The 11,704-nt window shown below is 72.9% G+C and carries 13 protein-coding genes and 1 pseudogene; 7 read left to right on the forward strand and 7 right to left on the reverse strand.

The features are described from left to right. Window positions 1–1,091: D-alanyl-D-alanine carboxypeptidase family protein (locus tag AOK16_RS06765; RefSeq protein WP_240483414.1), on the reverse strand; the 1,091-nt coding region annotated here is incomplete at its 3' end. Window positions 1,092–1,204: 113 nt separating this feature from the next. Further along, the gene (locus AOK16_RS06770; RefSeq protein WP_055471317.1) at window positions 1,205–2,239 is read right to left on the reverse strand and encodes a rod shape-determining protein; all 1,035 of its coding nucleotides are present in this window, start codon (window positions 2,237–2,239) and stop codon (window positions 1,205–1,207) included. Between the two features lie 258 nt (window positions 2,240–2,497). Here AOK16_RS06770 and AOK16_RS06775 point away from each other — a divergent pair, with 258 nt between their 5' ends. From AOK16_RS06775 to AOK16_RS27390, 4 genes are all read left to right on the forward strand, one after another. Continuing rightward, the gene (locus AOK16_RS06775) at window positions 2,498–2,989 is read left to right on the forward strand and encodes a nuclear transport factor 2 family protein (protein WP_055471318.1); all 492 of its coding nucleotides are present in this window, start codon (window positions 2,498–2,500) and stop codon (window positions 2,987–2,989) included. 83 nt (window positions 2,990–3,072) lie between these two features. Next, entirely contained in the window at window positions 3,073–3,498 is a 426-nt protein-coding gene (locus AOK16_RS26355; protein WP_055471319.1) for a hypothetical protein, read from the forward strand. Between the two features lie 137 nt (window positions 3,499–3,635). Beyond that, window positions 3,636–3,923 carry a hypothetical protein gene (locus AOK16_RS06785; protein ID WP_157859128.1) on the forward strand — a complete coding sequence of 96 codons (288 nt, stop codon included), beginning with the start codon at window positions 3,636–3,638 and terminating at the stop codon, window positions 3,921–3,923. A 28-nt stretch (window positions 3,924–3,951) separates the two neighbouring features. Continuing rightward, window positions 3,952–4,377 (forward strand): OsmC family peroxiredoxin, encoded by a 426-nt coding sequence (locus tag AOK16_RS27390; protein WP_169790866.1) that lies wholly within the window; start codon window positions 3,952–3,954, stop codon window positions 4,375–4,377. 65 nt (window positions 4,378–4,442) lie between these two features. On the opposite strand, the pseudogene AOK16_RS29045 reads toward AOK16_RS27390, so the two are convergent. Further along, window positions 4,443–5,366 (reverse strand): annotated as a pseudogene (locus tag AOK16_RS29045) (M23 family metallopeptidase); the annotation flags it as partial. After that, on the reverse strand, window positions 5,257–5,841 hold the full coding sequence (locus AOK16_RS06795; protein WP_157859129.1) for a hypothetical protein: 585 nt from the start codon (window positions 5,839–5,841) through the stop codon (window positions 5,257–5,259). The gene AOK16_RS06795 and the pseudogene AOK16_RS29045, both read right to left, overlap by 110 nt. A gap of 344 nt (window positions 5,842–6,185) precedes the next feature. Here AOK16_RS06795 and AOK16_RS06800 point away from each other — a divergent pair, with 344 nt between their 5' ends. After that, complete coding sequence (locus AOK16_RS06800) at window positions 6,186–7,439, forward strand: lactonase family protein (RefSeq protein WP_240483415.1); 1,254 nt, start codon at window positions 6,186–6,188, stop codon at window positions 7,437–7,439. A 23-nt stretch (window positions 7,440–7,462) separates the two neighbouring features. Here AOK16_RS06800 and AOK16_RS06805 read toward each other — a convergent pair whose 3' ends face one another. Together AOK16_RS06805 and AOK16_RS06810 are read right to left on the reverse strand one after the other, a co-directional pair. Next, window positions 7,463–8,722 carry a DUF4032 domain-containing protein gene (locus AOK16_RS06805; RefSeq protein WP_055471323.1) on the reverse strand — a complete coding sequence of 420 codons (1,260 nt, stop codon included), beginning with the start codon at window positions 8,720–8,722 and terminating at the stop codon, window positions 7,463–7,465. A gap of 147 nt (window positions 8,723–8,869) precedes the next feature. Next, window positions 8,870–10,291, reverse strand: coding sequence for a cytochrome P450 (locus AOK16_RS06810; protein WP_055471324.1), 1,422 nt, complete (start codon window positions 10,289–10,291; stop codon window positions 8,870–8,872). Window positions 10,292–10,460: 169 nt separating this feature from the next. On the opposite strand from AOK16_RS06810, the gene AOK16_RS06815 reads away from it, so the two are divergent. Beyond that, window positions 10,461–10,673, forward strand: coding sequence for a hypothetical protein (locus tag AOK16_RS06815; RefSeq protein WP_055471325.1), 213 nt, complete (start codon window positions 10,461–10,463; stop codon window positions 10,671–10,673). Window positions 10,674–10,778: 105 nt separating this feature from the next. Here AOK16_RS06815 and AOK16_RS06820 read toward each other — a convergent pair whose 3' ends face one another. Then, entirely contained in the window at window positions 10,779–11,216 is a 438-nt protein-coding gene (locus AOK16_RS06820) for an ankyrin repeat domain-containing protein (protein WP_055471326.1), read from the reverse strand. A 274-nt stretch (window positions 11,217–11,490) separates the two neighbouring features. On the opposite strand from AOK16_RS06820, the gene AOK16_RS06825 reads away from it, so the two are divergent. Next, window positions 11,491–11,685: a hypothetical protein gene (locus tag AOK16_RS06825; protein ID WP_055471327.1), complete on the forward strand. Its 195-nt coding sequence runs from the start codon at window positions 11,491–11,493 to the stop codon at window positions 11,683–11,685. Window positions 11,686–11,704: the final 19 nt, after the last annotated feature.

The following is an 11,704-nucleotide window of genomic DNA, read 5'->3' on the forward strand; positions in this document are numbered from 1 at the left end:
CCCACACCCTGCGAGAAGCCCGGCGCGCCGTGGTGGGCATGCCCGTACCCGCCGCCCGCGGTCCGCGGGGTCCGCACCATGGCGACCGGGTCGACCCTGCCGACCGAGTCGAAGCCCCAGTCCAGCAGCGCGGCGGCCTCGTGGTAGACGGCGTTGGGGATTCCGGAGCCGGGGTTCATCACCGTGGTGACCAGCGTCCGCCCATCGCGGCGGGCGGCAGCGACGAGCGTGTTGCCCGCGCGGCTGGTGTAGCCGTTCTTCACACCGATCAGCCCGGGGTACGGGGGGAGGCCGGGCGCGCCGACCAGCAGGCGGTTGGTGTTCTGGATCTGGAAGTGGCCGTTCTCCTCGCCGTTGGGCTTGCGCCCCATCGGGAACATGGCCCTGCCGGTCGAGCTGTAGCGGACGAAGTCGGGGTTGGACAGGCCCTCGAGGGCGAACAGGGAGAGGTCGTAGGCCGAGGACACCTGGCCCGGCGCGTCATAGCCGTCCGCCGAGACCACGTGGGTGTCCCTGGCACCCAAGTCGCTGGCCTTGTCCTGCATTTGACGAACCGTCAACGGCATCGAACCGTTCATCGCAGCGAGCGCGCGGACCGCGTCGTTACCCGAGCTGAGAAATACTCCGTGCCACAGGTCCGAGACCGCGTACCGCTTGCCCGGCTGGATGCCCACCTTGCTGCTGCCCTCGCCCATCCCGGCGAGATCCTGCGCGGAGACCTGGTGGAGCGCGCTCTGCGGCAGCCGGGGCAGCACGGTCACCGCGAAGAGGGTCTTCAGCGTGCTCGCCGGGGCGAGCCGCCAGTGCGCGTCCTTGGCCGCGAGCACCTCGCCCGTACGGGCGTCGGTGACCATCCACGACCGGGCGGACAGGTTTTCGGGGAGCCGTGGTGCGCCGGCCCTGGGCAGCACCTGGACTCCGGGTCGGTTGAGCAGAGGGCCACCGGCAGCGGCGGGGGCTGGGGCGGCGTGGTGCTGCCCGTGGCCGTCCGCGTACGCCGGCGCGGCCGCGGGGCCCGCGACCGCAAGACACACGGCGGCGGCAGCTGCCGCGGCGCCGATCCGGGTGTTCCGTCCAGACATCGTGTCCATATCCGCACCGTAGGAAGGGTTGCCAACGGGTGCCGCGAGTTCCTGCTCCATCCGTGCGGGGACGGACGGGACGTCAGTTGCCCGGCGGCGTGATCCACCTGACGGGACGTCGGTCAGATCGGGGCGAGCAGCGGCTGACGGCCCGACGGGGTGCCGGCGTCGGCGAGCCAGCGCACGGCGCCGTCGACCACCGAGGTCTGCGGGGAGTCGACCAGGTGGACGGCCATGCCCACGGCGCGTCCGAGGTGCTCGGCGAGCCCGCCCAGCAGCGCCCCGCCGCCGGTGAGCACCAGTCCGCGGCCGACGATGTCGTCCGCCACGCTCGGCGGGCACTTTCCGACCACCGCGGCGACGGAGGCCGCGATCCGCCTCGCCTCGGGCGCCACGACCTGCATCAGCTCGCCCGCCGACATCGTCACGGACTTGGGCAGGTCGCTGATGCGGTCCCTCCCTCGGACCTCGACGCGGGTGTTCCTGCCGCTCGCGGCCGCCCGGCTGAGGGAGATCTTGACCTCCTCGGCGGCCTCGGCACTGAGCGCCAGGTTGTACTCGCCCTGCAGATGGACCCGCAGGGCCTCACCGAAGGTGTCGCCCGCGGTGGTGGAGGAGACGGCCGCGACCATGTTGCCGAAGGCGAAGGCGGCGACCTCGGTCGTGCCCGCGCCGATGTCGACGATCATGGTGCCAGTCGCGTCCCACACCGGCACTCCGGCGCCGATGGCCGCGAGCGTCACTTTCGGCAGCAGGTGCACCGAGCGGGCCCCGGCGAACTCGAAGGCCTCCTCGACGGCCCGCTGCTGGACCTCGGTGGCCTGCGCGGGGACGCCCGCGACCACGCGCGGCGGCAGCCAGGAGCGCAGCCGCCCGCGGCGCTGCCGGCCGATGGCGTGCCACAGCAGCCGGGTGGCGGCGTCGAAGTCGGTGATGACCCCACGGCGGATCGGCGCGACGGTCTCGATGGCCGGCGGTGTGCGGCCCGCCATCGCCTTGGCCGGGTCGCCGACCGCCACGATCTTCCCCGCCTGGATGTCGACCGCGAGCATCGAGGCCCCTTCGAAGGAGGCCCCCTTGGGCCCGCGCATCCGGGTGCAGGAGGTGCCGAGGTCGACCGCCAGATGGGCGGCACCGAGGGCCTGGGGCAGCGGCATGGAGGGTCCTTTCGCCAGGGGCGAGGGGGTGGGTGGCACCAGGTTCGGGCCCCTTCCCGCGCGCTCCCGGGACACCACCCGGAGCCCTCCCTCGAAAGAGTGCGACGATCCGGTAGTCGTATCCGCCGTCCAGCCGCTCACGGCGTGTCCTGCGGGTCTTGGGGCGACACGCCGGTCCCGCGGGGCCCCGGCCGGATCCGCGGCCTCCTGCTCGTCGTGCCTCTTGGCCCGGCCGCCTCGCTGCCCAACACTGAGCGCATGACGCAGCGCGCTGAGCTCACGGGCCTCCTGGACCGGCTGGCCATCGACGATCTGATCACCGGTTACGCGAGGACGGTCGACGATGGCGACTGGGCCGCGTACCGGGCCCTGTTCACTTCGGACGGACGCGCCGACTACCGCTCCGCCGGCGGGATCGAGGGCCCGGCGGCCGAGGTCGCGGGGTGGCTGGAGGAGACGATGCGGCTCTTCCCCGTACGCCAGCACCTGATCCTGAACCGGCATGTGACGATCGAGCGAGTGGACGGGCACGCCGGGGACAGCGCGGTGCTGCGCGCGGAGTACGTCAACCCGATGCGGCTGGACGCGCCGGGGCCCGAGGCCGATCAGCCGACGGCACCGAACTTCACCTCCGGCGGCCGCTACACCTTCCGCCTCCGCCGCACGGACGCGGGATGGCGGATGCACGAGGTGGTGGTGCGCGAGAAGTGGCGCCGGACCTCGGAAGACCGTGCCGCGCAGGGCGGCTGACGGCGCCTCGGAGCGGCTTCCAGCGGTTGCGGGCACCCGCGCGGTCACCTCTAGATCGATGCATGAGCGTGAGAAACCGATGCGTGTCGATCGCGGCGGCCGCCGGAGTCGTCGGGGCTGCGCTCGGTGCGGCCCAGGCGGCGGGCTCCGCCGGCGACGGGTCCGGGACCGGCACCTCGGCCGCCGGGGCCAAGCCCGAGGCCCCGCCGCCCTCGCCGGCGGCGCAGCAGCTGTCCTTCGACTTCGGCGACGGCGACCCGACGCAGTCCATCGGCACTCCGCGGGCCGGGATCTGCTACCCGCTCGGCGGCTCCGCCACGGCCTTCCGCAACAACACCGAACTGCGGGCCCAGCTCTACGCCTCGCCCGGCTGCGGCGGCAGCCCGGGCCCGGTGCTGGACCCGGGCCAGAACCGGGCGCACGGCGAGCACAGCACCAGCGTGGTGTTCATACCCGCCGGCCCGGGCGGGAGCGGCGGTCAGACCGCGGCGGGCAGCGGGGGCCGGTAGCCGGGCGGAGAAGCCCTGGTTCCGCACCGCCGGCCCGGCGGGCACGGCCGGTCGATGGCTTGTGCGAAGTGGCGCCGGTGCGGGTGGTCGGGCGGCCGCGGAGGTGACCGGGCCGCCGTCCGGCGCGTTGGTTGATCGTGACAACCATCCAGCTACGACGGGTCGCCGGGCATCGCAGGACACTGCTGCGGCCGGTGGACGCAAACGGGGTTCCCCAGCAGACGGAGGCGCCGATCTACTCGGCCATGGTCGAGCGCTGGGCCGCGGCGGGCAGAGCCGTGCCCGGCCGGTACGACAGCGAGTGGACCGCGCTCATCCGCCGCCCGGCCTGGCCGGCCGAGCACCGGGACGCGCTCCCGAGCGCCCCGGCCGCACCGGCGCGTCGGTCCCCCTCCCGCCACACGGAAGCGCACGATCTTCGGTGACGTCATCCGTACACAGGAGGGAATGATCGTGGCCACGACGCGCACCGCGCACACCGTGTGGGACGGCAACCTGCTCGAGGGCAGCGGCACCGTCGCCTTCGACTCCTCGGGCATCGGCGACTACCCGGTCTCCTGGGCCGCGCGCGCCGAGCAGCCGGACGGGAAGACCAGCCCCGAGGAGCTGATCGCGGCCGCGCACTCCTCCTGCTTCTCGATGGCCCTCTCGAACGGCCTCACCAAGGCCGGTACGCCGCCGACGCAGCTGAACACGCAGGCCGAGGTGACCTTCCAGCCGGGCACCGGCATCACCGGGATCCACATCACGGTGCGGGGGCAGGTGTCGGGCGTGGACGAGGCCGCGTTCGCCTCGGCCGCCGAGGACGCGAAGGCCAACTGCCCGGTGAGCCAGGCCCTTTCGGGTACGACGATCACGCTCTCCGCCTCACTGGCCTGAGCCGACCGCGTACGCCGGAGCGCCACCCCCTTCGACGCGAGATACGTCACCGGGTTGATGTCCGAGCCGTACGCGGGTGTCTTCCGCACCTCGAAGTGGAGGTGCGGCCCCGAGGAGCGCCCGGTGTTGCCGGAGTAGCCGATCAGGCTGCCGGTCCGTACGCGGTCGCCGGGTTTCACCAGGATCTTCGACAGGTGGGCGAAGAGCGTGTAGTGCCCGTCGTCCATCTTGATGAGCTCCATCAGCCCGTAGTCGCCGCCCGGCCCGGCCTTGATGACGAGGCCGGCGCCGACGGAGCGTACGGGGGTGCCGACCGGCACGGCCAGGTCGATGCCCGTGTGGCGCCCGGCGCTCCAGCCGCCGGACACCCCGTAGCCCTGCGAGACGCGGCCGGAGGCGACGGGCCTGGACCAGACCCCCGCAGGCGCCCCCTCGTGCGGCACGTCCGAGCCGGACTGCTGGACCTCCTCGTCCGGGCCGCCCTCCTCGGGCTCGTCCTCCTCGGACTCGTCATCCGGGAGCGGGTAGTCCTCGGCGATCTCCCTGAGCCACTCGGGCAACTCGTCCTGCGGCTCCGGTTCCCAGCGGGTTCCGACGCGCGCGTCGGAACCGCTGCCCGCGGTGCGGGGCGCGTACGACCCGTGGCCCGGGCCGCGGTGCTGGTGTGCCGAGGGCCGGTCCGCGGCCCGCGCCCAGGCACCGCCCGCGGCGGGCACGAGGCCCAGCAGGCCGGCGAGTCCGCCGAACACCAGCCGCCGTACGAGACGGCGGCTCGGGCGGGGACGGCGGGTGGCATGGCGTAGCGTCACCGGGCTCACTGCGTGTCCTTTCCGTACGGCCCGGGCGCCGGAGCGGAACTCCGGCACCCGGGCCGCCGGTTCAGCTATGGCTGCCGCTCCGGCGGCGGATGACGAGGATCGAACCGCCCACCGCCGCGGCCAGCAGGGCGCCGCCGGCGGCCAGCGAGGTGGTGTCCACGCCGCCGGCACTGCCTCCCAGGCCGGCGTGGGAGCCCTTCCACGCGCCGTGGCCGATGGTGAAGCCGCCGTACATCGTCTCGCCCCTCGTGCACTTGGCGGTGACCTGGAAGCGGTCGCCCTTCTTGGCGTGGTGCACGACGGTGGCGGAGCCGACGAAGTACTTGCCGCCGCCCTTGTCGTGCAGCCAGGCCACGCGAGGGGAGAAGCCGTCCGACTCGACCTTGACCGCCGGGGCCTCGCAGTCGGCCTTGACGATCAGGGTGACGCTGGAGCCCTCTTTCGGCATCGAGGGGGTGATGGTCAGCCGTTGGTCGCCGTAACCGCCTCCGCCGCCGCCTCCGCCGCCGCCTTGGCCGTAGCCGGAACCGGAGTCCGACTGCCCGTAGTCCGTCTGATCGTCTGCCACGACGGTCGTCGCGGGACCGCCCACCGCTACGGCGATGATGAGAAAGCTCGCCGCCATGACGCGCGATGAAGTGCGCATGAAACATCTCCTCCGGCACGGATGCGGGGTCCTTGCCGCCCGCGAGCGACGTCCGCGCCACGGCACCCATGGCACCCCGACACCCCGTCAAGCGCACGCGCCGCGGCGGCGGATCCGTTCCGCCAACAGGGCACCAGCCCGTCCCGCGAATGCCGAAGGCGCGCAGGTGGTGCGGACTTCCGCGGCGCCGTGCGAAGACTCGGCCGCCCGCCGCCCATCGGGTGAGGCACTCCGCCGTACGGGACAGCGCCGTACGGGACAGATTGTGCGCTTCTACATCGTTTATGAATAGATGCCCTTTAGTCCCATTTCCCCGTCCCCATCTCGTCTCGAGGACACATCCGATGACCGACTCGCGCGGCCCCCAGGCAGGCCCGATGCGGCGCGGCCGGGAGGTGAGCCGCCGCCGCTTCGCCCTGGGCGCGGCAGCCGCCGCGACCGGCGCGATGCTCGGCGCCGTGGCGGGCTGCGAGGACAAGGAGCGGGGGCGGAGCGGCGGCGGATCGCGCACACCGCACCCCGGCGCCGGCCCCGCGCCGGGCGTCCGGCCGCTGTACATCGGCACATACGGCTCCGAGTCCGGGCCCACCGGCATCGTGCCGGCCGCGTACGACGAGAGGTCAGGCCGGATCACTTCCGGTGGCCCGACCGTCACCGGCCTCACCAACCCGTCCTTCCTCGCCCTCTCCCCCTCGGGCCGGACGCTCTACGCGGCCGACGAGCGGGAGCAGGGCAGCGTGGCGGCGGTCGCGCTGCCGTCCGGGGAGCGGTCGCGGCCGTTCTCGGAGCGGTCGCGGCTGTTCTCCGTGCGGGCCACCGGAGGGTCGAGGCCCTGCCATCTCTCCGTCCACCCCAGCGGGCGGTTCCTGCTGACGGCACACTACGGATCCGGCGACCTGGCCGTGCACCGGCTCGGCGCCGACGGGGCCGCGGGCGAGCGCACCGACCTGGTGGCACACGACGCCCCTGGCCCGGGTCCCGGGCAGGGGGGCCCGCACGCGCACCAGGTCGTCACCAGCCCGGACGGCGGGCACGTCCTGGCCGTCGACCTCGGCACCGACACCGTCTACAGCTACCGGCTCGCCCCCCGGAGCGGGACGCTGACGCCGGTCTCGTACGCCGAGGTGGAGTCGGGCGCGGGGCCGCGCCATCTGACGTTCCATCCGTCCGGCGCCTTCGCGTACCTCGCCAACGAGCTGGACAACACGGTCGTCGTCTGCCGCTACGACCACGCGACGGGCCGCCTCACCCCCGGCACCCCGCAGCCCACGGGCGCGGAGGACGAGGCGAACCGGCCCGCGCAGCTGCTGGTCACCCCGGACGGCGCCTTCGCGTATCTGGCCAACCGGGGGCACAACAGCCTCACCCGCTACGCCGTCGAGGGCGCGGGCGCCCGGCTGCGGCTGCTCGGCACCGTGCCCGTGCGCGGCGACGACCCGCGGCACATCGCCCTCTCCCCCACCGGGCGCCTGCTGTTCGCCGCGAACCGGAAGTCGGGCACGGTGACCGTGTTCGGCGTGGAGCGCGGGAGCGGTGAACTGGTGCCGGTGGGAAGCCCGTTCGCGGTGGCGTCGGCGGCGTGCGTGCTGCCCGCCTGAAGCGCCTGCCCTCGGCCTGAGACCTACGTGAGCGAGTCCTCGTCCAACTCCCCCTGCTCGTCGAGGGGTTTGGCCTCGGGGCGGTTCGGCAGCACGTTCGCTGTGTAGTCCTCGACCGCGGCCTCCAGGCCCACGTCGCGCTGGGCGCGCTCGGAGAGGTACCAGCGGTGCTCCAGCAGTTCGTGGTAGATCTGAGCGGTGTCGACGGAGCCGCGCAACTCGCGCGGCACGGCGCGTACGGTCGGCCGGAAGACATCGCGCACCCAGCGGTGGGCGAGGACTTCCGGGCGCGCGCCGAGGGGGTCGCCGGGCGCGTAGTCGTCCTGGGTGGCCATCCAGGTCTCGAGGTCGTTGAGGAGGCTGCGGGCCTGGTTCTCCTCGGCGTCCATGCCGGTCAGCCGGAGCAGCTGGCGCTGGTGGTGGCCGGCGTCCACGACCTTCGGCAGGAAGGTGACGGCGTCTCCCTCGGGCGAACGCTGGATCTGCATCTCGGCCACGTCGAAGCCGAGGTCGTTGAGGCGGCGGATGCGGCGGTCGATGTAGTGCCGCTTGGCGAGCGGGTAGACCGACTCGCGGGTCAGCTCGTGCCACAGCGCGCCGTACCGCTCGACGATCGCCTGGCCGAACAGCACCGGGTCGACCGACGGGTGCAGGGACCCGCCCGCCTCCAGGTCCAGCAGCTCACCGGCGATGTTCACCCGGGCGACATCGATGTCGTAGTCGCGCTGGCCGTTGGAGAGCCGCGGCTGGATCTGACCGGTCTCGGCGTCGACCAGATAGGCGGCGTAGGCGCCCGCGTCGCGCCGGAAGAGGGTGTTGGAGAGCGAGCAGTCGCCCCACGCAAAGCCGTTGAGGTGCAGCCGGACCAGCAGGACGGCCAGGGCGTCGAGCAGCCGGCTGATGGTGCCGGGCCGCATCGTGGTCTCGAACATGGAGCGGTACGGCAGCGAACCGTTGAGGTGGCGCGTGATGAGGACCGGCTCCAGCGGGGTGCCGTCCGCGGCGGTGCGTCCAGTGACGACGGCCACGGGGTCCACCGAGGGAACGGCCAGCCGGTCGAGGTCGCGCAGCAGCCCGTACTCCCGTACGGCCGCCCACTCGCCGACCTCCTTGACCGCGACCACCTCGTCGCCCGCGCGCGCGAAGCGGACCACGTGGCGGGAGATGCCCCGCGGCAGGGCGACCAGGTGCTCCTCGGGCCAGTCCTCCAGCGGAATGCTCCACGGCAGGTCGAGAAGCGCCGCCGGGTGCTCGGGGTCGGTCGCGGTGATCTGCAGGTCCATGACGGACAGTGTGGAGCAAGCGTTTGCCGCCGGGCACCCCGGCCCCCGTCCTCACGAGACGGAGGCCGGGGCATGCGCGTACGGCCGGGGCTTGGGCATACGACCGGGCTTGGGCGTACGGCCGGGGCTTTGGGCGTTACGGCCGGGTCACCGCCCGCGAACCAGTCCCGCCAGGTAGCGCCACAGCGAAGAGCGGGAACGGCCGGCGCCCTCGACCGAGGTGACCGCTTCGGCGGCGGCTTCCGCGGCGGACGTGGGGGCGGAGGCCTGGTCGGCGTAGGACTCCGTACCCGCGGGCGCCTCGGCCAGCTGGTAGTGCACCGGCATCGACCGCAGGCCGCGCATGAACGGGGAGGACCGCCACGGCAACTGGTCTGCGGGCAGGGCGAGTTCGAGCTCACTGAACCGCTCGAACACCCGGCTGACCGCCACCGCGGCCACCGTGGTGGCCAGCTCGCGGGCCGGGCACTGGCGCGGTCCGGCACCCCAGGCCAGATGCGCCCGGGTGCTGACCGCGGCGCTCTGGGCGACGTTCCCGGCGAAGATCGGGTCGGCGTGCGCGGCGGCGATGGACACCCAGACCTGGTCCCCGGCGGCGATCGTGTAGTTGCCGAGCTTCCTGTCGGAGACCGGGAACCGCGGCGGGAAGTTGACGAGCGGCGGCTTGTTCATCACCACCCGGTTCATCGTCTCCCGGAGGATCCCGGAGGACAGGCTGGCGCGCGCCTCGCCGTCGCCGCCGATCACCTCGACGATCGTGTTGGAGATCAGGATGCCCACATGGTCGGAGACCATCCCGAGCAGCATCATCAGCTCGCGGGCCAGCTCGTCCACGGTCAGCTCGGGGTGGGCGGCCAGCAGGTACGACGGGAAGTCGTCCCCCGGCTCCGCCATCTTCTGGGTTCCCAGCTCGGCCAGCGCCCCGAGCAGCCGCTCCAGCGCGGGCCCCGCGTCCGGCCCGGCGTCGAGCACCCGCCACATGTCCATCAGCGCGTCGTCGCCCTGCGAGTTGGGGAAACCCAGCAGATGGCTGGCGACCATCAGCGGCAGCGGCCGGGCGAACTGGGCGGACATGTCGGCCAGCCCGCTGCCGTCGCCGTCCGCGAGCACGGATATCAACTCGTCCGCGCACTCGGTGACGACCGCCCGCAGCCGCTTGGCCTGGACGTGCGACGGGTCCTGGAAGGGCTTGAGCGCCGTGTCCCAGGCCGCCCGCAGCGCGCGGTGGCCCTCGCCGTCCTGGATCAGTACGTGGTTGACCTCGAGGGAGGGCGCCAGCGGCCAGTCGCCCGGCACGCGGCCCTCGGTTCTGGCCTTCCAGTTCTCCAACCCCTTGGGCCAGGCCTGGGTGTTCTGCAGGACCTCGAACGCTTCCTTGTAGCCGAGGACGAGCCAGACCGGCACCCCCAGCAGGTCGACCGGTGCCACCGGGCCGTGCTCCGCGCGCAGCCGCTCGTACACCAACGAGGGGCGGGCCTCGTAGTCCCGGTTCAGCAGCGGCTCCAGGTCCATCGACTCCAGTGGCGCGTAGGGGCATCCCGACGCGGGTTCGCTGTGGTGGGGCTCCATGACTTCCTTAACTACCTCGACCAACACCTCGTCCGGACAAGGTAATGATCGGACCTGCCACCGACAACGGCGGGGCGTACGGGGAAAGTTCCGCGGGGAAGCCGCCGTTCCGTACGGTTCGGGCCTGGTCCTCGCCCTGTTCGCGGACGAGTTGGGGGAAACTGAGCGCATGTCTGCTCCGCGCCGCGCCTGTCCCGTCTGCCGCCGTGAGATCGCCGTGGTCGGCGGCCGGCTCGCCCGGCACGACCCGCCGGGGCGCCGTACGGTCCTGGAACTGGTCTCATGCCCCGGCTCGCGGCGCCTCACCTCGGTCGGCGACACCCAGCCGCCGCTGATCGACCTCGACGCGCCGCCGTTCCCCGGTCAAATGCCGCTGTTCTGAGCCCACTTGCGCCCTGAGCTCACTTACCGCCCTGAGCCCACTCGCGTCCTGGGCCCGCTTCAGGCCGGGCCCCCGGCCCGCCCGAGGGCCTGGCACCCCGCCGGGTCAGCGCGCCGCGAACCGCTTCAGCAGCTCGTCCTTGCCGAACATGCGGGCCGTGTCCACCGCTGAGGGCGTCCCGGCCCCGGGGTCCGCGCCGGCGTCGAGCAGCGCAGTGATCACATCGTCCTCGCCCTTGAACACGGCCCCGGCGAGCGGGGTCTGGCCGCGGTCGTTGGCGCGGTCGGGGTCGGCGCCGCGCTCCAGCAGGGCGCGCACCGCCTCGGCGTGGCCGTGGTAGGCGGCGAGCATGACGAGCGAGTCGCCCCTGTCGTTGGTGAGGTTCACGGGGACTCCGGCGTCGGTGTAGGCGGCCAGGGCCGCGGCGTCGCCGGTGCGCGCGAGGTCGAAGATCCGGCCCGCCAGTTCGACGACCTCCGGATCGGCCTCCCCGGGCCCGCCCTGGCCCGTGCCGCCCTCGGCTCCCGCTCCCTGAGCACTCATCCGCTGGTCCGCCTTCCCTGCTCCGCGCCCGGCGCGCTGCGCCCGTACGAGTGATTCGCCAGCGTACTGCGGCACTCGCGACATGGGCTCGGGCGCCGGTGGCAATGATCCGCCCAGGGACGGCCGACCGGGCGCGGGGTGCGCCATCGTTCGGCCAATCGACTGAATTTCATGACAATTCCCCCGTTTGCAGCTTTCCCCGTATCAATACATGCTGTGAATCTGGAACAACTCACGGTGACGGCGAACGTCCCTCACCTCACAGGAGAACCTCATGATTCTGTCCATCTCGGGCGTCGTGCTGCTCGCCATCATCGTCTTTCTGTTCTGCCGCAAGGACAATCTCAAGTGCTCCCACGCCGTGGTCTGCGCTCTCTTCGGGTTCTTCATGGCCAGCACGGCGATCGCGCCCAGCATCAAGGCCGGCAGCGCGAGCCTGGCGAGCCTGCTGGGCGGCATCAGGTTCTGACCCGCCGCCCTCCCCCGCC

This window comes from Streptomyces pathocidini, assembly GCF_001418495.1.
GTDB classification, from domain to species: domain Bacteria; phylum Actinomycetota; class Actinomycetes; order Streptomycetales; family Streptomycetaceae; genus Streptomyces; species Streptomyces pathocidini.